Source organism: Candidatus Tisiphia endosymbiont of Hybos culiciformis, from assembly GCF_964030975.1.
Taxonomy (GTDB): Bacteria; Pseudomonadota; Alphaproteobacteria; order Rickettsiales; family Rickettsiaceae; genus Tisiphia.
This window is the reverse complement of the sequence record NZ_CAXIQH010000001.1, coordinates 1818738-1844850: the sequence shown is the minus strand read 5'-3', so window position 1 is coordinate 1844850 and position 26113 is coordinate 1818738. Positions and strand designations below refer to the sequence as shown.

The following is a 26113-nucleotide window of genomic DNA, read 5'->3' as shown; positions in this document are numbered from 1 at the left end:
ATATAGCTATTGAATAATGTTTATTAAACCATTACCAAGTCCTTTAAAGCTAACTCGACTAGCATTATGTCGTCATTGCGAGGAACACAGGGTGAAATTTGCACCCTCGCAATGGCACTATTTCCGCTATTGTTTTGCACCCTTGAAACCCTAGTACTCATAAGCCTTTCTCCTCTAATTTTAATTAATATTTTGCACATTATTTTAACTTAATATATTGGTCAATTTCTTGTAAAAATTGAGGAATATACCCAAAAATCTACTATAAAACTACTATAAAAATATTATTTTTAAAACCATACTTTTAGTTGAATTATTGTTATAATAGTCAATAAAAATATATTAATTTAAATACCTAATTAACTTTATATATTTCTACATAATTCTATTAATTATATTAATTAATTATGTAACAAATTTAGTTTAGCTAGATATATGACACCAGTTCATTTCATCTTCCAAAAATAAACAACCAGAGCTACCAAATGCTAACCCTCTTGAAAAGCTGCAATAACAATTTTAGTGGCTGTTATTAGATCAACACTATTCTAAAGAACTTTAAAAAAATCTTAGTTTTATTAAAAAATCCCCTTTACTCTGCGGAAAAATAATAGTATTTGTGAAAGACGATACTACGTGGTGTAGTGTCAAGCACCGAGGTTAGAAGACAATCGAACAAATTTCACTCTAACCTCAGTGTCTATTTTCCGAAAAACAAAAAACAGGATTCAACTCTATGCCCTCCTATATTAAAAATCAATAAAAAACCACTTAATCTAAATAAAAAATATCAATAACATCATCAGTGACAACACTGTTGAAACTAATAACATAATTGAGGTAGGTATATGACAACTTTTAATTCGCATTTTACTCAAGACACTGTAAGTAAAATTATTCTTCCTAAAACTAAACAAGATTTTTATAATGATACCAAAGAAAAGGGCTTGTTTCTTATTGCAAGCAAAAGAAGTAAGACTTTTTACTTACGTAAAACAGTGGAGAAGAAAGGTCGTAGTCGTACAATTAACTTAGGTAGATTCCCTTATATTTCGGTACTAGAAGCAAGGAATAAAGCTGCTGAACTAAAAAACCAGATAGCAAAAGGCATTAACCCTCTTGAAAAATTAGCTATTACAAATAATCCAATAGATGATAAACTAACCAAGTTAACCGTTAAAGAGTTCTTTGATAAATATATTGAAGAACACTGTAAACGTAAGAATAAGGGCTGGAAGTCTGATATTGCTAAAATGACTCTATATGGTAAAGATTATTATGAAATAAAAATATCTACTGTGACAATGGATGATATTCAGAAAACGTTTAATAATATTAGTAATAATAGAGGTATATATAGTGCTAACAACTTTCTTAAGTTATTTAGTGCGATGTTCAATAGAGGTATTAGATGGCAAATGTTAGATAAGAATCCAGCAAAGGATATTGAGAAAAATCTAGAAAACGTCAGAGAAAGATATATTGCAACCCAAGAGGAACTGTCAAGGTTCATTAATGTAGTTATTGAGAAATGTACTAGGATAATTGCGGATGTGATATTAATGCTATTATTCACTGGAGCAAGGAAAAGTAATGTTTTTTCTATGAAATGGCAGGATATTAATTTTGAAAATATGACATGGTCTATACCAGCTAAGTCTGCTAAAAATAATAAAACACAAAGAGTTCATTTAGTGAACTCCGCCCTAAGGATATTGACAGGAAGAGAAAAAGAGAATAATAATAAATCAATATGGGTATTTCCTAGCGATCAGAGTAAAAGTGGTCACATAGCCTCCCCTGATTATATTTGGCAGAAAATTTGTAAATTGGCTGGTATTGAAGATTTAAGGATACATGATTTAAGAAGAACACACGGCAGTTGGATGCGTAAAGTTGGAGCAGATAGAGAGATAATAGCTGAGGCTTTAGGTCATAAGGATCAAAGGTCAACTGGAGTATATGATATTATAGGGAAGGAGCAAGTTAGAGAGTTCCAGGACAAATCTGCGGTTCCATTAGACAAGATTCTAGAAGACCTAGGATTTTTTCCAAAAAATGAAATAACTATGCCAAAGGCGACAAAAGAAATTGCTGATAATATTGAAGCTAATAATACTATTGAGGCACTGCAAAGTCAGATTAAAGCACAGCAAAAAATGATTGAAGAATTGACGCAACAGATAACTAAATAATATATAAACACAAGAGTAATACTGAGTATATGTTGAGTAATCAGCATATACTTCAGCTTATTTGTCGGCATAATTAGTAATGATAAGCTCTTTGGCGATTTCTTTCTGTACGTTTACTTTTTGTCCGGTTATGGTGTATTTAATGTCAACAGTATTTATGGTAAAATCTTGGTATATCTCTCTGATAAAATTGGTATCACTATTGGAAATCATTAGTTTTACCCCTTTGCTAGTGAGTTCCTTGGCAAAATCTCTCAGCCTAATTTGTTCATGCTCATTAAAGGGCAATCGAGTATAAAACTTCTCTCCAGCCTTATGATAAGGTGGGTCAAAATAAACAAAATCATTTTCCTTAGGTTCGATAAACGAGAAATCAGTGACGTAAATTAAGGTGTCACTTAGAAAGCTACTACATTGTTTTAGTCTGTTCTTAAAATGAGAAATACCATGGTTATGAGTAGAAAAGTGCAAGCAAAGCTTGCCCTTTTTGTTGACACAATAAATACCATTAAAAGAATATTTATTTAAATAAAGAAACCGAGCAGTAATGTTAGTAGGGTCATTGCTGTTATCATTGTTTACTACACTGTAATAATATTCTTTTGAGTGATGCTCTTTGTGTTTGGACAATAAATCACCTACTGCTGTTGGATTCTTTTTTACCATATTATAGCTGGTAATTAATTCTAAATTAATATCAGATAGAAAACATTGTTTGAATCTATCCTTGATTTTAAAGAACAACGCCCCACCGCCAAGAAAAGGCTCATAATAATTATTTAACGAGAGAGAAGTAGGAAAGCGGTCTATTAATTGATCGGCGATTTTCCTCTTGCCGCCAACCCAATAGATAAATGGTTTGGGCTTAGTCGTGGTATTAGGCATAATTATAATTGGTATTGACTTAAGTAAAGACTTAATCTTAATAATTGAACTAACAATGCAATTAATAAATAAGTCGCTTATTGTACCATAATTATCACAAAAGTACCATAAGAATTGTGAGTATAATTGAATGTAGTAAGTAGGTGAGCGGTCTGGAATTTTGCCAAGTCAATTCTTAGAAAAAGAAGAGTATATATCAACGACTAACTAAATTACGGCTTACTTATCAGCTCTCTAGCCAGCAACTATAATAACAATTTTAGCTAATGTTATTAGATTGACACTATTCAAACAAAATTAAAAAAAAGATTATCAATCGTGAAAATTCCCCTTTACTCTGGGGAAAAATGATAGTATTTGTTAAAGTGACGTTACAATAGTGTAAATGTCAAGCACTAAGGTTAGATAGTAATCTACAAAATTTTTCTCTAACCTCAGTGTCTACTTCACCAAGAGCAAAATAGGAGTTAATTCTATGCCTACCGATATTAAATATCAACAAAAAAACAAATCTACAGGGAAAAAAAATATCAATAAAAATGTTGCCGGTGACAAAATCCCCGGAACTAACAAGAAAACAAATAATATCAATAGTGACATTATTGTTGAGCTGCAACAAACCAAGAAAAATCTACAAGTATAGCACTTAACATATGGATTCAAATAAGTTATAATGATAAATAATAAAAAAATTTTATAATAGCAATATGGCATCCCCCTACAGTTACGATTTACGTTCTAGAGTTATAGAACATTATGAGAAATATAAGAAAGTAGCACTTACATGCGAAACCTTTAAAATTAGTCGGTCAATAATCTATGATTGGATTAGATTAAAGAAACAAACTGGAGATATAAAGTCAAAGGAGGGATACCAGAAAGGATATGGTCATAAAATCCCTGATTTATCGGAGTTGCGTCATTTAGTAGAAAAAGGTAACTCGTTAACGCTTACAGAAATAGCAAAAGAATTAGATAATGTTGCAAGTATAATGACTATCAGCCGAGCTTTAAAGAAACTCAACATTACTCGAAAAAAAAGACATATGCGTATAAAGAAAGAGATGAAGGAAAGCGACAAGATTTTCTCAGTGAATTAGAAAAAGTGCCGAAAGAGAAACGTGTTTATCTTGATGAAGCGGGCATAAATGATAATGAATCATATGAATATGGATGGTCAATGAAAGGAAGTCGTTGTAATGGGAGTAAATCGGGAAAACGTAGTGAAAGAACAAGTTTTATTGGTGCGTTAAATCAGAATAGTTTAATCGCATCACTAGTCTTTACTGGGAGCTGTGATAGTAAGGTATTTGAAGCTTATATAGAAAATTGCCTTGTGCCGGAGCTAAAGCCTGGACAGGTTGTCATTGCTGATAATGCAAGCTTTCATAAATCCAAAAGGGCTAAAGAATTAATTGAAAAAGCTGGCTGCAAACTAAAATTTTTACCACCTTATTCCCCTGATTTAAATCCTATTGAACATCATTGGTTTCCGATAAAAAATAACATTAGAAAATTATTAGATAAAGGTATTTCTGTATTTGAGGCAAGTTGTAGAACGTTTAAAATAATGTATGAACCTATATGTTAAGTGCTATAACTAATTTCATCTACCACAACTTTATAACAAATACATTTCTTACTATAAAAACTTCCGGTATTACCATTTGGGACATTGCTACAGGACTCCTTGAATTGGAGAAAGATGACGTTAAAGAGCATTCTATAATTGATATTATCAATTGTACTAGAGTGCAAATGGAGTACAGCCAAACTATGCTAAACTTTGTTAAGTGTCATTCAAACTTAATTGCTACCACAAAAGTAGCATTAGTACCGATGATTCCTAATAAATCCAACCCTAGGAAGTTAGTAAACAACGTTATTGATAAACTAACAATACCCTCTAACTATAAAGGCATAAAGCTTGTAACTAATTTCTACAAGGACATCCCAGATATCATCATTGCTGATAGTTACCGACTTGAAGCAATATTAACTCAGTTAATTACTAATGCCATTAATTTCACTGCAAAAGAAGGCATCGTTAAGGTAGCCACCTCTTTTTTTCCAGCAAGCCACATACTCTCAGAAATTGATAAAGATTGTGGTGGTGGAGAAGCTACAAGAGGCAAAGATACTTTACAATTCATTGTTCATGATACAGGCATTGGTATGTCTGAAGAGCAGCAACAATATATCTATAAGCAATTAAATGGTCTTGATAGCTCTACTTTTACTAGCTCGACTAGCAAAGCTACTGGTGAAGAATTGGTAACGGATTTAGGTTTAGGTCTAAGTTTAGTCAAACAATTTATTGGCAATCTGAACGGTAAAGTTAATATTACTAGCCAGCAAGGTAAGGGAACAAGCTTTACTTTGCAAGTACCGGTAACATTATATTCAACTGAAGAGCTTAACGATGACAACAATATTACTAATAACTAGGATGCCACGTGGTGTGGTGTCAAGCACCGAGGTTAGAAGACAATCGAACAAATTTCACTCTAACCTCAGTGTCTATCCGAAAAACAAAAAATAGGAGTTAATTTTATGACTACCAATGTTAAAGATCAACAAAATAATTTAACAAATGAAAAAATAAATAATATCACTAATAGTGCTGCACAAATACTTAGAGAAGTTTTGCAGAGCAATAATATAACTTGTATAGAACTTATCAAAGTTCGTGTAGCTTTAGAAGGAATTGAAATAGTTGGCAAAGTTTTAGAACATAATAAGCTTATAACCGCAATACGTCTTTGCAGCAACGATATTGGCCTTGATGGACTAAGTCTGCTTATCGAACTGTTAGAGAATAATCATAGTTTGATTAATATAGATATTGAATATAATAATATCGGGGTTCAGGGACTAATCATACTAGATGAATTTCTAGAAAATGATAAAACCATAAAGCAAATAAGTCTTAGAGGCAATGATATTGGCGATGAGGGGGTGGATATACTAGCAGGAGTTCTGACAAATAATAAAATTATAAAGCAAGTGGATATTGGTAGCAATAATATTAGTGATAAAGGAGCAATCATACTAGCAAGACTTCTAAAAAATAATAACACTATAAAGAAAATATCTCTTAGTAATAATGATATTGGTGATGTTGGGATTATCCAGCTTGTTAAAGCTTTGGAAACTAATAGAACCATCAGCCAAATAGACCTTAGTATAACAATATTACTGACAATGTGGCAATAAAACTGGTGGAAATTCTAGAGTCTAATAATAAAATTACAAGCAAAATAGTAATAGAGTTCACAGATTTTGACAATGAAAATATTAGTTATCATGTAGAAGAGCTGTTAACTGAAACTCTAGAAAGTCACAACAAAAAACTAAGGGTGGAGTAAATGCAACTTTGTAACCCAGGTACATGACAACCAATTTTTAGCTGGTTGATCGACCAGCTAAATTAAAATATTATAATTATTATCTCACCTTACGCATGGTATTAAAAGTCATAGGAAAAACAGCCAGGCGTCATTGCGAGGAGCCACTTTGGTGGCGACGAAGCAATCTAATGAATGTGGATTGCCACTACACTCACGTGGTCTCGCAATGACACCATTATTTTTCTGCAATTTTTAAATTGCCATGGGGATTATGCGTAAGGTGAGTTATTATCAAAGTACAATTAAAATAAAGGAGAGATATTTTATGGAAGATATTGAAAATTGGCAGGCAAAGTTTGAGCGTTGCGAATATTCTGCTAAGTTACTTAATAAATTGATTTTACTAAACAAACAAGCAACTCATCCCGTAGATATCAGCGAAATTACCAAAGCTATCTATTATGCTAAGAAATATCATGGTAGTCAAATGCGACAATCCGGCGATCCCTATTATTCTCATCCAATAGAAGTAGCCTACATGGTTGCTCAGTGTACAGCCCAAGAAATTCACCAATTGTTTAAAACTGACATGATCGTTACCAGTTTACTGCACGACACGATCGAAGATACAACCCTTACAGAAGAGATGATTGCTCGAATTTTTGGCAGTACTATTGCTAGTCAAGTGGAAGCTCTAACAAGGGTCAAACCTTACGGCAAGATTAGCTCCAAAGAGACTTTGGATTTATTATCTCAACAGAAGAGATTTGACGTGGTATTGATTAAATTATTTGACCGCATTCACAACCTACAAACACTAGGGGCTAAATCACCAGAAAAGGCACTGAAGATAGTTCGGGAAACTATAGGCTATTTTATAACTCTTTGTGTTCGCTTGGAAATACCAACAGCCGAGCAACAATTAATAAATCTATGTTACCAAAATTTATCTATTGACTATAAGCCTATACTATACATTTTCTAATTTTTGAGTAGGTGATTTCATCCGGTTTTGCCAGATTTTCAAAATGAGATAACCCGTAGGCAAAACCGATAATTGTCGGAATCATAATAATCCATATTCCCCAATTGCCAAAATGCTCAACAAGGTAGACAAAACCAGAAAAACTAATAATATACATCACAGCATGAGATACAGCAAATATTACGCTAGCATAGGTGAAACGTTTAAATATAGGAAAGCTTTTTAAAAAAATGGGAGTAGCAGGACTTAAACATTTCTTCCATAAGATTATAATGAATTGAATCAAAAATAACTGATAAGGAGAATTAATATTATTCAATAAATACGGACAAAATATCATAAAAATAGAAAATATTATAAGTATAATTTTTATAGTTAATAATGGTGGCACTTTTAAACTTAAATAACATAATATTAATGTGGTTAACAGTTCCATTATACAGACAAGAAAATTATGCTGAATAACTTCAGTCAGTGTATAATCAAAGCTAGTTTTTAAAATATTAGCACAATATATATAAATAAAATAAAAACATACCGGTGCAACACATTGTAATAAAAAGAAAGCTATTACGGTTTTTTTATTAACTTTCTCTTGCCAAAAGCGATTATTTTCTAAAATATTTATATCTGTATTAGTTTTTGTAAAAACTGTTTTTATTCGACGTTTGGCATCAGCAAAGTCTGGTGTTTCTCTAAGTTTTTGTCTTGCAACAGAACCAACAAAGGCAACTATTGCACCTAGCCAGAATGCCCCCCGCCAACTAACGCCATAAGAAGTAACAAGTAATGCAACCCCTAAAGCAGCTAACGTTCCAAGGGTAGCACAAGCCCCTATAAATCCAACACTTGCATATTGTATTGGTGGGTGAAGCATTTCAGTTAAATAAAGTTCTGCCCCTACTATCTCGCCCATAGAAGATATACCTTGTACAGCCCGGCAGATGGTCACTATCCAGGCTACTGCACCTCCTATTTGGTCATAAGTAGGCAGATTAGCCATAACAACACATGATGCAGCCATAGTAACAGTTGTAAAAATAACTGTTGACTTACGCCCGATATTATCACCCAACCAACCAAATATTAATGCTCCAACAGGTCGAAAAATAAACGTAGAACAAAGGGCAATCGTCCTCATAAAAGAACTTGAGTGAGAATCATTAAGTTTAAAAAATAACTCATTAAGAAATACTGCCATCTGAACATAAAGCATCAAATCAAAATATTCAAGGAAGGTTCCTATTGATAGTAACCCCACAGCTTCTTTTTGTTGTTTTTTAAAACTTGCTTGTTGTTGTGGATATCCTATCATTTTTTTATCATTAATAGACTAGCTATTAATGATAGCAAGAAAAAATAATATTACAAATAAAACTAAAAATCTTTATTTGTAATATTATCACTACAACTAACGTTCAATAAAGCTTAAACAGTCTGGGAGAAATTTCTTTGACATATTCGCTATATATTTCAGGGTAATCACCTTTGAATTTTGGTAGGTCAAATGTTCTGCGGGTACAGTTTTTCCACGAGACAAGAACATTATCGCCCATTTTTAGATAAATGTGGAATTGCATATAGTTCATCACTTCTAGCTTTAGACTATCTTCCTTGCAGATTACTTTTTGATGTATCTCCTCCAACTCATGCAGTTCTTTCACTTTTTCAGCTATTGACTCATTTGCCTCAATGATATTCTGTCTGGCAACGCTATCATCATTGCTAGAAATAGCGTAGTGTTTCCTTGCCTGTTCAACAGTTTGTGGCATCACCTCAGGGGTAGCAGAAATTTGTTTTACAGTATCATTTACCACAACTTCTTGAGGTCTATTTTTCTTTTTGCATAAATTAACAATATTTTGGCTAACAATGTTTTGATACTGCTCTTGATTCTTTTCTATTTTTATCCTTGCGGCTTTCATTTTTTTATCCTTGTTATACGTGATGTTGTTTGTTTATATAACTAATCTAATTAGCATTTAGCTATAGTAAATTGACGTCATTGCGAGGAGCTACTTTAGTAGCGACGAAGCAATCCATAAAAGTGATTAAAAATGGATTGCTTCGTAGGCTTACGCCTCCTCGCAATGACGGAGTAATGCTAATCGGATTAGCTATAACATGACGACAAAATTACCTGTCATATCTAGTTTTGTAAAAATACTGCTCTCTCTATTAATCGTCTTCTAATCAAACCCTTAAGCTTGACACCACGGGCATAAACCCATTTAGGGAATTCATCGGCAGCTAGTAAATATTCACCTCGCAGCAGCTTTTGTCTTAAACTGGAAGCTTGAAAGGCACCAGCTCCACAGTTAAAGACAAATGATATCAAAGCCCCTTCTTGGCAGTAGTTTAATGGTACGCCGCAATGTCGATAAATGGCATATTTAGCTTGTTCTACATCCTGCTCTAGTAAGTAGTCAGCATGTTCTCGTGATATACCATCAGACATTTGTTGTTGCTCGTACTCTTTTATCACATGCCCCCAGCCAATAGTTTTTAAACCAGCCGGGCAGTAATATGGTTGTAGCCTCAGTCCTTCAAAGCTTTTAATGATGTATTCTGCTTTATCATTGCTAGTAATATTAGTAGCCATTAATCTTACCATTGCCACTACCATTGACATAGGTGTGACCGTTACCACTGCCATTACCATAGAGATAACCTTTATTGTTACCATTAACTCGGTATCTGCCAAAAGCCCGATGACCGAACCAAAAACCAATAACGGCACAGAATATCCCCTGATCTTCACTGCTCCATATGGTGTCAATTGATGCACCAAATCTTATAAAGATAGCTATTTTTAATGCTACATAGAGCAGAAAAAATATATAAGTAATCATTGGTCTAACACTGGTAGCCAAAAAATCTACCCAATTATTACTGCTGTTACTGGTTGTTTGTATACCAGCATATTGATATAGATATTTATTCTCATCGTTATCAGCCTTAATTTGGATTTCCTCAAGCCTAGCACTATGACCAGTCTTTAAAGCTTTTAACTGCAAATCAATTAATTTAAGCTCATGTTCCTTGTCTTTTTTGTCCCTGAGGAAATGCAAAACCTCCGGTATAAAACTACTGCAAAATCCTATAAAGGCACTTAATATTGCTATCATATAAATAATCTAATTTTATTACCAAATAGGAGTAAATTCTAATGCTACAACACTATGAGTCTCACTATCACGGTACTGTATACTGGCATTTGCTATTAACTTACCGGTATAATTAGTCAATTTATATACCTTATTATATAGATAATTACTTGATTCAAGATGATAGCTATTCTTGTTACTATTAAATTGGTTAATTTGGTTAGAATAAGAGTTATTGCTAGCTTGTAGATTATTAACTTGCGTAGTTAAATTAGCGATTTTCGTAGTCATACTATTAATTTGCGAGTCCTTGCTATTAAATTTGCGTAGTTAAACTCCTAACTTGCGAGCTATTACTATAAACTTGTGTATTTAAGCTATTAACTTGTGAACTCATATTATTAACTTGCGTAGTTAAACTACTAATCTGAGCTTGCTTCTGATTAACAACATTATCTCTTTCTCTTAGGCTTTGTTCTAAATTACCTATTTTATTAAGCAAGCTTTCGGTTTCATCTTCTGCCATAATATCTGATAGGTGCAAACTAGCTAGTGAGGTTAGGCTTTGGCTTAAATCTTTGCTATTCTCAAGACTAAGACTACTTAGGCTGTCATAACTATTAACATAGATGATGTATTTTAGCTCTTTTACATTGCTAGGAATCCGGTTTATTAGGTTCTTCAGATTATCTCTACCAACTCGGCTATCTAAATTCCAAGGCAGGACAATATAATTACCTTCATCCTCAGAGGTCATGGTTACTTTAGTAAAAGGATGTTGCGTACCTAAATAAAAGCTTAGTGTAGCTTTAGAAAATGTTATAATTTCAGTGCCGTTGGCAGTTATTATGTGCAACTCTGCTTTATCTACCTGATTCGGTATAAAAATCTTCTCGCCCAAATGAAATTTAGCGATATCCGGTAAATGATCACTATTACTCGCGTAAACATTTCTCATGATTTTTTTAAGATTTTCGATATCTTGTAACTTGTTAAATCTGACTGCAATTTTTCTCATATAATCCCCTGTAGTATCTGTATTGTAGGAGAGTTATTATATCATAAAAAATCACAATTTGCATCATATTTTGTGATATTTTTACCTCATATTTTTACTAGTATAATTTAAGTTGTTTTACAATAGTGATGCTAAAAAAATCACAACTCTTACTAGAAAAATAGTGACAAGTAGTTATTTAGTTGTTTGACAAATTATTATTATTTAATCTTAGATGGATTGATGTGGCTATTGTTAAAAACAATTAATAATAAAAGTTTTTTGGCATCATGAGACCTTTGAGAACGGTTACAGAGAACCATGAAAGTAGCATATAGCTAACCCGTTAATGCCAACGATACAGAGATGGAATAACAGTACTTCATTGATAACTATTTAAGTACTAATCACTTTTAACCTAAATATAAAGAGAGGAAAAAATGCCATTAGAACAAACTATTATACAACAAATAAAAAACAACTCTATTACTAATCTTTCCCTTAGTAATAACCAGATAGGAGATGCTGGAGCGAAAGATTTAGCAGAAGCCTTAAAGATTAATCAATCTATTACTACTCTTAACCTTTATTCTAACCAGATAGGAGATGCTGGAGCGAAAGATTTAGCAGAAGCCTTAAAGGATAATAAATCTATTACTAATCTTCACCTTTCTGCTAACCGGATAGGAGCTGCTGGAGCGAAAGATTTAGCAGAAGCCTTAAAGGATAATAAATTTATTACTTCTCTTAACCTTGATTCCAACCAGATAGGAGATGCTGGAGCGAAGTATCTAACTGAAGCCTTGCAGATTAATCAATCTATTACTACTCTTAACCTTACTAATAACCAGATAGGAGATGCTGGAGCGAAAGATTTAGCAGAAGCCTTAAAGGATAACAAATCTATTACTTTTCTTCACCTTTCTACTAACCGGATAGGAGATGCTGGAGCGAAAGATTTAGCAGAAGCCTTAAAGGATAATAAATCTATTACTAATCTTTTCCTTGATAATAACCAGATAGGAGCTGCTGGAGCGAAAGATTTAGCAGAGGCCTTAAAGGTTAATAAATCTATTACTAATCTTAACCTTCAACAGAACCAGATAGGAGATGCTGGAGTGAAAGATTTAGCAGAAGCCTTAAAGGTTAATAAATCTATTACTATTCTTTAATGCGAATTAAGAGCTGAAGAAGACTAAGTGAATGCTTGAAAAGTACCAATCCAATAGATAAAATGTCTTTGTTTTCAACGTAAAATGGCATTTTATATGGATTGGCAATCACAATTAATATCACTCTACCTATTTATTTGCAAAGAATATCAACATAAGTTAAGAAAAAACATGGCACGTATTTCTAATTATTCAAATTTAACTTTCTCGGATGAAGAGGTTATGACAATCTATATATTCGGTATTATGAGTAAACGCCATACAGTTAAGGAAATTTATGAATATACCGATAGGCACTTGCGTGACTGGTTTAAAGCGTTACCAAGCTATGTAGCTTTTGTACAGAGATTAAATAAAGTTTCTCATCTGTTTAGCGGTTTAATGACAGCTCTCTATCACCAACTTCCAAAAGATTATAATCAGTCTTATCCATTACTTTTGGATTCTATGCCAATAATATTAGCTCATAGAGGTAGAAGATTTAACGCAAAAATAGCTCCAGAGATTGCGACTAATAATGGTTACTGTGCAACTAAAAAACTCCATTATTACGGGATTAAATTACATGCAGCGGGAAGTTACAAAAAGGGATACTTGCCTATACCGCAATATTTTGGAATAACGGATGCTGGTACTGCAGATATAAGGTTTTATGAGGAATTATCTAAGCAATTACCAGAAAATAGTAGGGTTTTCGCAGACAAAGCCTATCAAACAGGGAATCAGCCAGTTGCAGATCAAGGTGGTATTACTCTATACACCCCGGTTAAGAAAGCTAAAGGGCAGGAATTGTTAGATGCGGCAGATAGACTACTATCCAGTGCAATATCAAGCGTGAGGCAACCCATAGAGTCGCTATTTAATTGGATTGAAGAAAAGACCAATATACAAATAGCTAGTAAGGTCAGATCTTACAATGGGCTTATGGTACATGTTTTTGGTAAAATTTCGGTAGCTCTATTCATGATGCAAACTCGGTTTTGCTCTTAATTGGCATTTTACCTTTATTCTAACCAGATAGGAGCTGCTGGAGTGAAAGATTTAGCAGAAGGCTTAAAGGATAATAAATCTATTACTACTCTTTACCTTCAAAATAACAAGATAGGAGATGCTGGAGCGAAAGATTTAGCAAAACCCTTAAAGGATAATAAATCTATTACTACTCTTGACCTTAGTAATAACCAGATAGGAGCTGCTGAAGCGAAAGATTTAGCAGAAGCCTTAAAGATTAATCAATCTATTACTACTCTTAACCTTGGTGGTAACCAGATAGGAGCTGCTGGAGCGAAAGATTTAGCAGAAGCCTTAAAGGTTAATAAATCTATTACTAATCTTTCCCTTAATTCTAACCAGATAGGAGCTGCTGGAGCGAAAGATTTAGCAGAAGCCTTAAAGGTTAATAAATCTATTACTAATCTTTCCCTTAATTCTAACCAGATAGGAGCTGCTGGAGCGAAAGATTTAGCAGAAGCCTTAAAGGTTAATAAATCTATTACTAATCTTTCCCTTAATTCTAACCAGATAGGAGCTGCTGGAGCGAAAGATTTAGCAGAAGCCTTAAAGATTAATCACTCTATTACTAATCTTTCCCTTTATAATAACCAGATAAGAGATGCTGGAGCGAAAGATTTAGCAGAAGCCTTAAAGGATAATAAATCTATTACTACTCTTGACCTTAGTTTTAACCAGATAGGAGATGCTGGAGCGAAGGAGATACAAACAGTCCTAAAGATTAATAGAGATTTTGCTAATAAAGCCAGACAAGAGGCTGAGAGACTTGAGCAAGAGGCAAAGCTTAAAGAACAAGAGGAGGCTAATAAATTAAAAGCTATAGAGGAGGCAAAAGTGAAAGAATATATACCAAATATACCGGTTGTGAAATTATTTGAGGTAGCAGATGGGGATAATCAGTTTAATAATGATGAGCAGGCTACTATCCAGCAAGTATCAAGTCTAATCCGAGATGGTAACGACCGCCTGCAAGACCATAGCAAGCAAGGAATATTGCTGCTTGGTAATACTGGGGCTGGCAAGAGTACACTTGCTCACTTGTTTAGTGGCAGGAAGCTGCAAGCGATTTTTGATGATGAAACTGACGAACTGGTTATTGATGCGATGCAACCGATTAAAGATATTGTCATTGGTCATAAAATGGCTTCCGAGACTAAGATTCCTAATAAATGTGTTGCTAAAGGTACAACCATTTGGGATTGTCCTGGCTTTAATGATACTGAGCTTGTTCTAGAAATCGTTAACAGATTCTATATTAAAAGGCTCTTTGAAACTACAGAGCAGCTAAAATTTGTGTTGGTGGTAAATGAATCGGATTTAAGGAGTAAAAGAGGTAATGATTTCCTTGAAACACTATCTAATTTTATAAAAAGTTTTAAGGATATTGGGTCTATAGAGGGCAGCATATCTTTAGTAGTTAGCCATGTATCACCAAATAAAAATATTGATCATATCAAAAAATCTATAGATAAAATATTAAAAGACAATCAAGGGGCAACAGATGAACACAAAGCACTGATTAATAATTGCTCAATACATCTATTCTATAAACCAAGTGGAGAAGGTGAGTTAACTATACCTGACTTACTTGCAGCAATAGAAGAGTCATCCAAATATTCTGACGCTAAAGGTGATATGGTCAATATCACTATTTCGAAGAAAGCTATGGAATGTTCATCTCATCTGTTAAATACTGCAAGTAATAACTTTAATCAACTATTAGAGGTGATAGTTAAAGCTATTGGTAATGCAACTCAGTGCTTAAATGTCAATCCACTCAATGCATTTTCTGAGAATTATCATCTTGTCAAAAATTGGGTACCCTCATCAATTAATTACAACGAACTGAAACAACATAGTGAAGGTGAATATTTTCTAGGGCTGGAATTATTATCAAGATTGCAAAAAGTACTTAATAAGCAAATAGATAGCATATCAGATGCCATAATAAACTTGCAGATAGCAGTGGAGATTTTTGCTGAATATGCTGAGTCTGATAATTCTCAGCTTAAGCATCAGATACAAGACTATGGTTATTGCTTACAGCAGCAATATGACTATGTGAAATTTTTCTCTACTGTCTGTAAAGTGTAAATTGTAATCATCTATTGACCCCTTTAAAGGAAAAATTGTAATGAAAATTGACCCCCTAAATAAGTAACAATATCTCCGAAAAATTAATATTGTTAATATTTTTTTTAAGGAGTTTTAAAGGGGTGTTTATAGTGGAAACAATAGGAAGAATACGTAGGATGTACCACGTTGATGGTAAGGCAATTAAAAAAATTGCTAGAGAATTGAATATATCAAAGAATACAGTAAAAAAAGTCATTCGTAGTGATCAAACCAAATTTGAGTTAGCAAAATATACCAAAGATAAACCGGTTCTTGGTAATCATCTTGCAGTACTAAATCAGTTATTAGTAGAGAATAGCAAGGAGCCGGTTCGACGCAGAATGACGGCAAAGAAACTATACCAACAGCTACAGATATCGGGTTACACAGGAAGTTATGAAACTGTGAATCTAATTGTCAGGGCATTTCGTAGAGAACGCGAAGCAAAGGGTCAACAAGTTTTTATTCCACTAAATTTTGAACCTGGAGAATCTTTTCAATTTGACTGGGGAGAAGAGGAGATATGTTTAGATGGTGAGATTATTAGAGTAAAGGCTGCAAGAATAACACTATGCTACAGCCGTCATTCTTTGGTTATTGTCTACCCTAACGAGCAACTTGAGATGGTGATGAAAGCACATGAAGAAGCCTTTAAGTTTTTTGCTGGCTGCTGTAAGAAGGGAATTTATGATAATATGAAGACAGCCGTTAAAGAGATATTAGTCGGCAGGAATCGTATTTTTAACGAAAAGTTTGTTCAGATGGCATCTCATTATTTATTTGAACCGACTGCTTGTACTCCAGCATCTGGTTGGGAGAAGGGGCGAGTTGAAAAACGAGTAGGTGATACTAGACGTAACTTTTTTACACCAATACTGACAGGGGAAAGCTATGAAGATATCAATTATCAACTCAGAGAGATGTCTTTAAATTGGTCTAAAACTAGACAGCATCCTGACTTTAAAGAGCGGACAATCTTTGAAGTATATGAGGAAGAAAAGCCATATTTAATAAAATATAGAGGAGAATTTACAGCTTACAGATTGCATCCAACTATAGTTTCGCCTTTAAGCCTTGTGCAATATGATACTAATATGTATAGCGTTCCGTGTGAATATGTAGGTGTTGCTGTGCAAATTAAATCCTATGCCTGGGAGATAGTTATCCTATATGAAAGCAAGGTTATAGGAGAGCATGTTCGCTGTTTCAATCGCTACCAGAAGATTTATAATCCATGGCATTATATCTCAGCTCTGGAACGTAAACCAGGGGCTTTGCGTAATGGTGCTCCCTTTAAAGAGCTTATGAGCTTATTACCAGAGGTATTTAGTAAGATACGCAATAAACTGGAAAACTACAAGGACAGTGATAAACAATTTATAGCAATTCTGCAGTTGGTTAATAAGTATGGATTAGACAAGGTGACTAATGCCTGTAATTTAGCAATTACTATTGGTGGCTGTAGTGCTAAATTAGTTGAGCAGTATTTACAACCAGCTATACAAGTAGATATCAATGAATATAAGTTTATTCAGTTAAAAACTCCACCAGACGCTGATTGCAGCAGTTACAGTAAAATACATTTAACAACCTATTCAGTAGTGGAGGAAAATTAAATGAAGGAGTTAATATTATTATTAGATAAATTGGGTTTAGCAGGAATGAAGATGCAGTTAACAGAGATGGATTTAGCAAAAGAAATGCCTGTGGGAGCAGTATATGAAGCATTAAAAAGGCTTCTTGAAGCAGAATGTCAGTATAAAAAATCACGTTCATTGAGTTATCGACTACAGCTAGCTAGGTTTCCTACAATAAAGCTACTTTCGGACACTAGCCAAGCTAAATTGGTTAGCCATTGTGATATACAAAAAGTTGTTGATAATCAGCAGAATATAATGTTAATTGGTGGTTCTGGGTCAGGCAAGACTCATCTAGCAATTGGTTTAGCATTTACTGCAGTTGAAAAGGGTTGCAGGGTAAGGTTCTACACTTTAAATGAATTAGCTAGCCAATTACTAAATGCTAGAATGCATAACTATGAGCTCAAATTCATCGATTCAGTTAAGAGGTTCAATGTTATTGTGATAGATGAACTGGGCTATGTACCAATAAAGCCCGAGGCTAGATTCTTACTATTTGAGCTGTTTGCAAAATTATATGAACAGTCCTCGCTTATCATAACCACCCATTTGAGATTTGAAGAATGGGAAGATATATTTGGTAATCCTAAGGCAACAAAGGCAATTATCGATAGGCTAACCCATCATTGTCAAATCATAGAAACTGGTAATAAAAGTTTTAGAGGAGGAAAAGATGCAGAATAAAGATTAAAATAATATACTATTATATAAATTAAAAATTACCAATGATTTTAGGGGATTTTATCTGAATTTTAACCAAAATTAACTAATTTTTTTTGTGGTCAAGGGGGGTCAATAGTTTATTACAATAGGGGGTCAATAGATGATTACAATTTACATGTAAAGCCGAATTACCTGATCATACAAAGATTGCTGAGTTAATAACAACTTGCCATACTAAAGTAACAGAAAATCTTGAGTATCAAGTTAGTAGTTTGCCTATTGATGAGAAGCAATCTGACTCAAATTATTATCATGAAGCGTATACTTGCAGCAAAACTGCATAACTCTATTAAATTTTTTTGGTAGTATGAATTTATTTTATAAATTTGGGTTCCTACTATGCAAATATCACCGATTAGTAAAAAAACTGGTTGAAAAACTATCAGTTATACTATAACATTTCAATTATTAAACGTAATGAATGAATCAAAATGAAAAAGCCAAAAGTAGCGACCTTAAGTGCTGAGGAACGAGAAGAACTAATACAACATATTAAGGCAAGTTCATTAACAGGAGATGATCAGCAAGCGGTGATAGAACTTGTGAAATTTTGTAACGAACTAATAGACAAGCTAGCATCATCAAACATCAGTATAAATAAGCTTAAGGAGATGATGATTGGTTTTAAGGCAGATAACAAAAAAAAGATAGTTCAGATTCATTAAAAGAACCACCGAGTGAATCTGATAATAAGAATGGTGGTAATGAAGAAGAGTACGATGAGTCCAAGAATAGAGATCGCAGTAATTGGCAAGGTAAATATGGATTTGATGATTATCAGGATGCGAATACCAGCTATTTATCTCCTGAGAATTTTTGTAGTGGTGATAGCTGTCCTCACTGTGATAATGGTAAACTCTATAATAGTGAAGCTAGAAAATTGCTACAATTTACAGGTAATGCTCCAATTACAGTCAACAGATATGTAAAGAAAACGTTACGCTGTAATGCTTGCGATTATACAGTTATGAACAATAAAAATATCAACAAATGGACAAATAGTAGCAAAAGTGCAATAGTGTTACAAAAGACCTACGGTACTCCCTTCTATCGTTTATCTAGGTTGCAAAGTTTAAGCGGGGTTCCTGTATCCCATAGCTCGTTGTGGCAACAATATTTAGATGTTTGGCAAGAAGGTGGTGGAGCTGAAATTTACAGGGTATTATTGGAAATGGCTGCCGAATGTAGTTCACTGAACCTTGATGATACTAGAGCCAGGATTTTAGAAATTACTGTAGCCAATAAAAAATTACGTACTCAAAATAAGAAAGGACGCAGCTGTTATACCACTACTATATGTGCTAAAACTACAAATAATGAGGTGATAGTTTTATATTTTACCGGTAATAAGCATGGCGGGGAAAATATTGGTAACGTACTAAAGAATCGTAAGAATAGGACTGATTCTATTCATTTAATGACTGATGCAAGTAACAATAATAACCCGGTATTATCAGAAGCAGATAAAGAATTACTGGCAATAATAGTGATGATCAATTGTTTGTCACATGGGCAGAGAAAATTTACAGAGAATGAACCATATTACCCTGAAGAATGCGGATATTTTCTCAAACAGACTGGTGGGATTTACCATAATGAACATCAATGTAAAGAGATGAGCCTTGAGGAAAAGCTGAAGTACCATCAGGAACATAGCAGTAAATATATAGAAAACATATATAACAAAATAGACGAATTATTTAACGACAAGAAAGTTGAGCCTAATAGTAGGTTTGGGCAAGCTATGAAATATTGGTTAAATAATAAAGAAGGTTTGACGCAATTTTTGAAAATTCCAGTTAGCAGTCTTGATAATAATTGGGCTGAGAGGTCACTACGTACCATTATTTTACAAAGGAAGAATTCATTATTCTTTAAAACAATCAATAGTGCTGAGATACATAGTGGTCTGTATAGTATAGTAAAGACTTGTAGTGAGAACGAGATCAATGCCTTTAAATATTTAAATTGGCTGCAAGAGCAGAGCAGCAAAGCAAAGAAGCATCCTACGAATTATACGCCTTTTGCCTATGCAAGATATATAAATAATACGGAATTAATCGAGACGGCAGCTTAAATGACAGGAAGCCAATCATTAGAGAGTTTGGCAGAACTAGGATCACCATTATGAATAAGAATGTGTAAGGTTCTATAACAAATCTGATAAGATGAATTATCAGATGGGGAAAGTTTTGCCGTAAATTTACCTTTGGATAGGCGTTTAGAGCATAACCAAAAGCCTTGACCATCAAAGGACAAAATTTTAATGGCAGTTCTGTTTTTATTATAGAATAAAAACAAGGAACCATTAAGAGGGTTGGAAGAAAGTTTTTGTCTGCAAACAGCTATTAAACCATCGATACCCTTACGAAAGTCGATGGCAATAGTGGCAACAAAAATAACTGACTGAGGGGTTAGTTGCAGCATAGAAATGTCTGAATTATGATTTTTGGATCCAATGTTTGGATAATAAGCTTGGTACCATTTGGTTTAATAATGTGGCAAGTGTAGTAATTTTGTTTGGGAGTAGCCACAGGATCAGTATCTATAGAATTTACTAGTTGAAATGGAAGGAAATTAATATCTTGTTGCAGTTTTGCTGCAAGTATACGTTGAATTGAACTAATTATTGTTTTATTAATATTGAGATGTTTGGCTATATCTTTGCAAGAATAGTGATGGAGTAGCTGGCGAACTAATTCCTTTAGATGGTTTGGTATGGGATCAAACTTGTTAGTTTTAGTTTGACGCCAGGCTTTAAATTGCTGAGCTACTTGCTCAATAGTAATTGATGGTATTTGCATAGTAGGAACCCAAATTTATAAAATAAATTTTATACTAACAAAAAAATTAGATAGAGTTATGCAGTTTTGCTGCAAGTATACGAATTACCTGATCATACAAAGATTGCTGAGTTAATAACAACTTGCCATACTAAAGTAACAGAAAATCTTGAGTATCAAGTTAGTAGTTTGCCTATTGATGAGAAGCAATCTGACTCAAATTATTATCATGAAGCTATAAAATATCTGAAAAATTACCAAGATTCTCCTGCCTGCAAGAATCTTAAGGCTATAGCCTATAGTTGCTTAGCTAGTATCGCAGAGAAGGATGATGCCAATGAAGCTGCATTGGTTTATTATGTAAAAGCTATCGAAGCCAATAGCCATTTACCAGACATATATGATAAACTCGGACAGCTACTTTTTAACAAGGGTAAATATGCTAAGGCAATTGATTGCTATAAAGTAGTTAATAATGAATTGAGTATAGAAGAATGTTTTAAAGCATGGTTAAAACAAGATAAAAGAAATCCCGATATAAAGCTAAAGCAGGCTGAGTATTTTGAGTCTGCAGGTTTATTTGAGCAAGCCAAAAGATGTTATCACCACGCATTCAGCCTAAGTCAGGATGAAAATTTTAAGGCTGCGGCTTTAAAGAAAATTGGTAATATTATGGTTAATGCTACTGCTCAGGGACAAGATTTTATCACCAGAGGAGAGGAACATGATTTTTATAATTATGACCTGGTAAATGAAGAATTTACCAAAAATCTACTTGGCGATGTAGTTTTAAAATGTGATTTGTACTGCTAAAAGATTGCGGAGCAGTTTTGCTGCTTGTCATCCTAGTTATAGCTGTACGGTTAAGTCGGTGTATCAAACTACGTCATTGCGAGGAGACCATAAAAATCGACGAAGCAATCTAATATATTACCTTTCCCATGCCTAATCTTTTGGATTGCTTCGTCACCACTGAAGTGGCTTCCTCGCAATGACGGAGAGGCTATCTAGAACCTAACCAATTATTTGAATTATTGCTATGTTTTTGTCATCTAATTCAATGTGTTTCACTATAGTGCCATTACTAAGAATGATACTTTTTCGTTGTTGTGATATTTTTGCATCACACATCACCAATTCAAGCTATGGCAGTCATGGAAACCGCATAAAGCCGGCTGTAGGTAGAATAAATTACGACCTGGGATGTTTCTTTGAAGGGATTTCTTAAGCAACTCTTCTGCCTTATCCACCTCACCATTTTTGATTAAAGTAACTATTGTGCCAAAATCAATGATATCACTACCCATAGTTCCTGCTAAAGCTTTAAGCAGATTATTATAACTATCATACTCATTAAAGAAAAAATCTCCAAATAATCCAAGACCACCACCCTGTAATAAGGATGCCATAAATACTCCTTCTTCATTTGGGGCAATCCATTCTTTCCCGTCAAATAACCTTTTAGCATTGATTGATAGGTAACCAAGCCCTATGGAACCCGGTAATAACTGAAACAACATTTTAATACTAGTTGGGTTTCTCATTGATTTAGCAATATCCTTCCATGTTCCTAAATCCAATAAATTGCCACTACCTACTTGTTGATGGGTTGGTATTTGATCGATGGTTACTGATTTTAACGGTCTAGTGATGTAAGTATAGGCAAAAGTTTTAAACTGCATTATACACTTAATCACCGCGGCAGCTGGCGAGCCTGCATTAATGCCTAAATTGCCAAATGATACAGCATTTATTTCAGCAGTGTGGGGAGTGGCAACAGCTGTATCAACCCGGTCAAGTAAATATCTTCGTAAATTATTGGTCAAATCATGCTTGAGTCTATCCCTATTAATAGGGCTGATTATACTATTACCACTTTGTTGTTGTAAATGTTGGTCTAGTAAATGATCAGGTAGTAGTGCCATATCGGGTATTAAATATGGTTTATTCTCTATTTGCTGCACTAAATGCTGAAAAAGATGCCAGTTACTTTCATTAATGCCGTATCTATTAAGCAAAATCTGTAAATTATGATATAGCGAATTAAAGGGCTTATTGACTTGTGATGCTAAATTATGCGATAACAAATTACCCATTGTAGATTTCCAAGCATTATCCCACCATTCCATAAAATTTAGTTTAAAAAATGCATTGGTAAGTTTAAATACGCCCCCAGATACTGGGTATTCTCCTGCAAAACGAGAATGACTATGACCAAGTAGTGAATCTACAGCCACACCAAGCAAACTAGCAAGTTCTTTTTTCTTTTCACCATTAAAGCCAGTTATTGCCACTTGCAATATATTCACATAAGATTTCATTAGAGGTATGCCATTATTTTGTAACTCACTGACAAAACTTATCATATCAGGTATTGAAGAAAGTACCACTTTGCCAAGATTTGCCATACATTTCCAAGAGCGATAAGCTCCAAGGATACGATCAACTGACGGTATTTGTGGCTTAACTCCTAGCATTAGGTCTAACTGATTGACAAAACTGTTTGGATTACTCAGTATTGCTAATTGCTTTAAAATAGCTGGGTCTTTAATGGCTAACTCTTGTAGCTCCCTGATAAAAGTACCTTTGATCGATTGCAGCATTAACTCAGGATTACAACCCACACTCTCCATCATCCCGATGCTCCGACCTAGTATGTTAAGGTTACTAACTACTGAATCAGCGATAAAAGATCGGCTTTTAATTAGAGGGCTAATGAGCTTGTCAACAAAGTCATTTTCTACGTAATTACCAAACTCCTTCTGATATGTTAACCAAGCTTCTGGCGATTTAAAATGTAGTTTCCTACTAGCTGACACCACATCAGCTACGTTACTACCTTTAATGTGAGTAAATGCTATATTTAAATATTGGTCAGTGTCTTTTAAATGAATGCTACTGGCAAGATTATTAAATATTGCCTTATAATCTATTTTGTCATTTAGTTTAGCAATTTTCTGGTGATCAAGTAGCGGATAGATAAATTTCAACCATGGCTCATAACCCGCTTCTCGAAGTTTAAGACTATTATGCTCTTGTTTAGTAATATAACCTTCTAGCGGTATTGTATAACCACCTGCTAGATTAGCTCTATTGATGGCAATTATTTGCCATTTATTAATTATTTGAGCGAGTAACATTGCCCTCTCACTACCAGTCGGCTTTTTATTAGAATGGCTGATATTCCATAATTCCTGTATTATTGCATCCTGGTAATTGATATCGCCAAACTCGTGTATCACACCAGCTTTCTCTAAATCTCTTGTAAGACCAAATAACAGCTCTTTGGCAGTAGTTTCTTGTCGTAAATCAACTTGCCGTAAATATTCTTTTATCGCAGCAACCTTATTAGTATGATTTCTAACAAATCTCTCTATGGCCGCCATCTTGATTAAGTTTAGGGCATTATTTCTTTTTTTTACAAAGTACTCCTTCTTAAAATCATCAATGAACATATCTATTTTTTTGTCTCTCTCTAGCAAATCTAATCTTTCCTGTCCGACAAACTCTTTATGGATAGTTTTTAGCTCATCCACTAATTGTGGCTCGATGAGACTTAGAGTCTTAAATAACTCCTCTAGTTCTGAAGGGTCTGCCCCTTGCTTAACCTTGCGTAAGATTTCTTCGGTTCGTTGGTAAATAACATCTTGCTTGATGGCTTCTGCTTGATAAGTAACCTTTTGTTGTTCAGGTAGATGGGCTATGTCAACTTCTAAGGAAGCTAGATGCTCTTGTAGATTGGGAGCAGCATTGCTAGCATCAAACTTCTCATCATCACCATGGTAAAAAGATTCAGCTTCTTGTGGATTCTCAAGATTTATATGCTTGCCTTCCTCTAGCTGCTTTCTTGCTATATATAAATCCTCAGGCGATAAATCATAGCCTTTAGCCTCCCATTGCTGATGTCGTAAATTATTGATAATTTGCTGATCTAATTGTTTTACTGCTGTCAAATATTCCTGAAACTCCGGATTATTAATATGCTCCTGATATAATTGTTGTAATTTGCCTTCTTCCTCTAGTAAAATATCCAAGAACCATTTTGGTACTTGCTCAATCTTGCCATTAGTACCAAACTGATCATGCATATGTTGTTGTAATTCTGCTATTTTCCTCTGCTGGACAGAATATAAAGGATATTGTTGCTCGGCTGCCGTAATTAATTGTAGCTTCTTTGCTTGTAATTCAGCTAACCTTGATAAAGAACTGTTTTCAATATTGGCATTGGCACTTGTTGGTATTTGACTATCAACTTGCCCAGTTCCTATTATCCTCTCTTGAGGAGATGTCTCTTTTAGTACAATATCAATATTCTCTTTTAACTGACTATCAACTATCGGATGTAAGGTCTCAATCTCAGGACGTAGCTTATTTGAATGTAAGTACAACTTGTCCCGCAAATATTTAGCCGAATAACCAAGACCGTGCAAAGTTGTACCAAATAAACCACTTTCTATAATATTAATCAAACTATCCGACAAGTCATAAGGTCTTTGTTCAGTAAGTCGCTCATTATAAAGAAATGGTTCGATAGCTGTCTGACCTACAGCACCACCGACAAAACCCTTAGCTAATGTTGTTGGAAGTCTGCCATATTTTAAAGCAGCTGCCGCCCATCTTGCTTGCCCACCAATAGGAACAAAGCTAGCAGCAATGTTAATTACCGACAAATTGCCAAATACTATCTCAGCTCCAAATTTGCCAATAGCTTCAACTAATCCGCCTTTACCTGCAGCAATGATAATCTCATTAATCTCTCGCTGCTTTTTCCTCTCTAAAATATCTTCTACTAGTGCTTCAGTAAAATTAGGGTCGTATTTTAAACCTGAGTCACTATATTTTTGCTCAAAATCTTCTTTGGTTAATTTGTTATTATAATTCTCAGAATATTCAGCAATATCCTGGAACTCAGGATCAATAATATGTTGTGGGTTAAAAGATCGCCATAAGGTTGATAGGCTTGGACTATCTGCATAAGCTTGCCGGCTAACTGCTCGCCAAACATCCCATTTACTACTACCTAACAAATCAAAGACACTATTATAAGATATACGCTCCGGTAATAAGGTAGAATAGTAACGCGGGTGAATTGGTTTGCTATTTGCCCGATAACCTGAGTAACTATTTAAGCTGTCATCATTTTCCATCGT

The 26113-nt window shown here is 34.2% G+C and carries 26 protein-coding genes; 16 read left to right on the top strand and 10 right to left on the bottom strand.

Annotation, left to right across the window (positions count from 1 at the left end; translation table 11 throughout):
- Positions 1 to 848 precede the first annotated feature (848 nt).
- Complete coding sequence (locus ACQH2P_RS09975; protein WP_425363981.1) at positions 849 to 2195, top strand: tyrosine-type recombinase/integrase; 1347 nt, start codon at positions 849 to 851, stop codon at positions 2193 to 2195.
- Positions 2196 to 2252: 57 nt separating this feature from the next.
- On the opposite strand, the gene ACQH2P_RS09970 is transcribed toward ACQH2P_RS09975, so the two are convergent.
- Positions 2253 to 3083: a DNA adenine methylase gene (locus tag ACQH2P_RS09970; RefSeq protein ID WP_425364158.1), complete on the bottom strand. Its 831-nt coding sequence runs from the start codon at positions 3081 to 3083 to the stop codon at positions 2253 to 2255.
- Positions 3084 to 3555: 472 nt separating this feature from the next.
- On the opposite strand from ACQH2P_RS09970, the gene ACQH2P_RS09965 reads away from it, so the two are divergent.
- The 5 genes from ACQH2P_RS09965 to ACQH2P_RS09945 all read left to right on the top strand — a co-directional run bounded on the left by ACQH2P_RS09965 (position 3556) and on the right by ACQH2P_RS09945 (position 7415).
- Complete coding sequence (locus ACQH2P_RS09965; RefSeq protein ID WP_425363980.1) at positions 3556 to 3723, top strand: hypothetical protein; 168 nt, start codon at positions 3556 to 3558, stop codon at positions 3721 to 3723.
- A 64-nt stretch (positions 3724 to 3787) separates the two neighbouring features.
- A protein-coding gene (locus ACQH2P_RS09960) for an IS630 family transposase (RefSeq protein ID WP_425363003.1) occupies positions 3788 to 4671 on the top strand; the annotation gives its coding sequence in 2 pieces (ribosomal slippage) (positions 3788 to 4108 and positions 4111 to 4671; 882 coding nt in all).
- The gene (locus ACQH2P_RS09955; protein WP_425363979.1) at positions 4665 to 5528 is read left to right on the top strand and encodes a sensor histidine kinase; all 864 of its coding nucleotides are present in this window, start codon (positions 4665 to 4667) and stop codon (positions 5526 to 5528) included. The genes ACQH2P_RS09960 and ACQH2P_RS09955 overlap by 7 nt, the downstream gene beginning before the upstream one ends.
- Before the next feature lie 105 nt (positions 5529 to 5633).
- Positions 5634 to 6296, top strand: a complete 663-nt coding sequence (locus tag ACQH2P_RS09950; RefSeq protein ID WP_425363978.1) for a leucine-rich repeat domain-containing protein — start codon at positions 5634 to 5636, stop codon at positions 6294 to 6296.
- A 405-nt stretch (positions 6297 to 6701) separates the two neighbouring features.
- Positions 6702 to 7415 (top strand): HD domain-containing protein, encoded by a 714-nt coding sequence (locus tag ACQH2P_RS09945; RefSeq protein WP_425363977.1) that lies wholly within the window; start codon positions 6702 to 6704, stop codon positions 7413 to 7415.
- On the opposite strand, the gene ACQH2P_RS09940 is transcribed toward ACQH2P_RS09945, so the two are convergent.
- Complete coding sequence (locus tag ACQH2P_RS09940; protein ID WP_425363427.1) at positions 7396 to 8730, bottom strand: MFS transporter; 1335 nt, start codon at positions 8728 to 8730, stop codon at positions 7396 to 7398. The two genes, ACQH2P_RS09945 and ACQH2P_RS09940, sit on opposite strands and share 20 nt — an antisense overlap.
- A 103-nt stretch (positions 8731 to 8833) precedes the next feature.
- Positions 8834 to 9340 carry a hypothetical protein gene (locus ACQH2P_RS09935; RefSeq protein WP_425363976.1) on the bottom strand — a complete coding sequence of 169 codons (507 nt, stop codon included), beginning with the start codon at positions 9338 to 9340 and terminating at the stop codon, positions 8834 to 8836.
- A gap of 80 nt (positions 9341 to 9420) precedes the next feature.
- On the opposite strand from ACQH2P_RS09935, the gene ACQH2P_RS09930 reads away from it, so the two are divergent.
- On the top strand, positions 9421 to 9543 hold the full coding sequence (locus tag ACQH2P_RS09930) for a hypothetical protein (RefSeq protein WP_425363425.1): 123 nt from the start codon (positions 9421 to 9423) through the stop codon (positions 9541 to 9543).
- Between the two features lie 21 nt (positions 9544 to 9564).
- On the opposite strand, the gene ACQH2P_RS09925 is transcribed toward ACQH2P_RS09930, so the two are convergent.
- The 4 genes from ACQH2P_RS09925 to ACQH2P_RS09910 are packed head-to-tail and all read right to left on the bottom strand — an operon-like array spanning position 9565 to position 11540.
- Positions 9565 to 10017, bottom strand: a complete 453-nt coding sequence (locus ACQH2P_RS09925) for a lysozyme (RefSeq protein WP_425363975.1) — start codon at positions 10015 to 10017, stop codon at positions 9565 to 9567.
- The gene (locus ACQH2P_RS09920) at positions 10007 to 10543 is read right to left on the bottom strand and encodes a hypothetical protein (RefSeq protein ID WP_425363423.1); all 537 of its coding nucleotides are present in this window, start codon (positions 10541 to 10543) and stop codon (positions 10007 to 10009) included. Before ACQH2P_RS09920 ends, ACQH2P_RS09925 begins: the two co-directional genes overlap by 11 nt.
- 18 nt (positions 10544 to 10561) lie before the next feature.
- A complete protein-coding gene (locus tag ACQH2P_RS09915) occupies positions 10562 to 10813 on the bottom strand; it encodes a hypothetical protein (RefSeq protein WP_425363974.1) in 252 nt (83 codons plus the stop codon).
- 25 nt (positions 10814 to 10838) lie between these two features.
- Entirely contained in the window at positions 10839 to 11540 is a 702-nt protein-coding gene (locus ACQH2P_RS09910; RefSeq protein WP_425363973.1) for a hypothetical protein, read from the bottom strand.
- Between the two features lie 419 nt (positions 11541 to 11959).
- On the opposite strand from ACQH2P_RS09910, the gene ACQH2P_RS09905 reads away from it, so the two are divergent.
- From ACQH2P_RS09905 to ACQH2P_RS09870, 8 genes are all read left to right on the top strand, one after another.
- A complete protein-coding gene (locus tag ACQH2P_RS09905; RefSeq protein ID WP_425363972.1) occupies positions 11960 to 12691 on the top strand; it encodes a leucine-rich repeat domain-containing protein in 732 nt (243 codons plus the stop codon).
- A gap of 96 nt (positions 12692 to 12787) precedes the next feature.
- Positions 12788 to 13681, top strand: coding sequence for a transposase (locus ACQH2P_RS09900; RefSeq protein WP_425363013.1), 894 nt, complete (start codon positions 12788 to 12790; stop codon positions 13679 to 13681).
- Positions 13682 to 13723: 42 nt separating this feature from the next.
- Entirely contained in the window at positions 13724 to 15796 is a 2073-nt protein-coding gene (locus ACQH2P_RS09895; protein WP_425363971.1) for a hypothetical protein, read from the top strand.
- 122 nt (positions 15797 to 15918) lie between these two features.
- A complete protein-coding gene (istA, locus tag ACQH2P_RS09890) occupies positions 15919 to 17433 on the top strand; it encodes an IS21 family transposase (RefSeq protein ID WP_425363970.1) in 1515 nt (504 codons plus the stop codon).
- Positions 17434 to 18141 (top strand): IS21-like element helper ATPase IstB, encoded by a 708-nt coding sequence (istB, locus tag ACQH2P_RS09885; RefSeq protein WP_425362751.1) that lies wholly within the window; start codon positions 17434 to 17436, stop codon positions 18139 to 18141.
- A 470-nt stretch (positions 18142 to 18611) separates the two neighbouring features.
- Positions 18612 to 18845 (top strand): hypothetical protein, encoded by a 234-nt coding sequence (locus ACQH2P_RS09880; RefSeq protein WP_425362589.1) that lies wholly within the window; start codon positions 18612 to 18614, stop codon positions 18843 to 18845.
- Positions 18846 to 18875: 30 nt separating this feature from the next.
- Complete coding sequence (locus ACQH2P_RS09875; RefSeq protein ID WP_425363969.1) at positions 18876 to 19109, top strand: hypothetical protein; 234 nt, start codon at positions 18876 to 18878, stop codon at positions 19107 to 19109.
- Between the two features lie 38 nt (positions 19110 to 19147).
- Positions 19148 to 20257 carry an IS66 family transposase gene (locus tag ACQH2P_RS09870; protein ID WP_425362670.1) on the top strand — a complete coding sequence of 370 codons (1110 nt, stop codon included), beginning with the start codon at positions 19148 to 19150 and terminating at the stop codon, positions 20255 to 20257.
- Here the strand turns inward: ACQH2P_RS09870 and tnpB are convergent.
- Both tnpB and ACQH2P_RS09860 read right to left on the bottom strand, forming a co-directional pair.
- Positions 20254 to 20607 (bottom strand): IS66 family insertion sequence element accessory protein TnpB, encoded by a 354-nt coding sequence (gene tnpB, locus ACQH2P_RS09865; RefSeq protein ID WP_425362591.1) that lies wholly within the window; start codon positions 20605 to 20607, stop codon positions 20254 to 20256. The two genes, ACQH2P_RS09870 and tnpB, sit on opposite strands and share 4 nt — an antisense overlap.
- A complete protein-coding gene (locus tag ACQH2P_RS09860; RefSeq protein ID WP_425362660.1) occupies positions 20595 to 20984 on the bottom strand; it encodes a hypothetical protein in 390 nt (129 codons plus the stop codon). The genes tnpB and ACQH2P_RS09860 overlap by 13 nt, the downstream gene beginning before the upstream one ends.
- Positions 20985 to 21050: 66 nt before the next feature.
- Between ACQH2P_RS09860 and ACQH2P_RS09855 the strand changes: the two genes are divergently transcribed.
- On the top strand, positions 21051 to 21776 hold the full coding sequence (locus ACQH2P_RS09855; protein ID WP_425363933.1) for a tetratricopeptide repeat protein: 726 nt from the start codon (positions 21051 to 21053) through the stop codon (positions 21774 to 21776).
- Between the two features lie 317 nt (positions 21777 to 22093).
- Here the strand turns inward: ACQH2P_RS09855 and ACQH2P_RS09850 are convergent, their stop codons facing one another.
- Positions 22094 to 26110, bottom strand: coding sequence for a hypothetical protein (locus ACQH2P_RS09850; protein ID WP_425363932.1), 4017 nt, complete (start codon positions 26108 to 26110; stop codon positions 22094 to 22096).
- Positions 26111 to 26113: the final 3 nt, after the last annotated feature.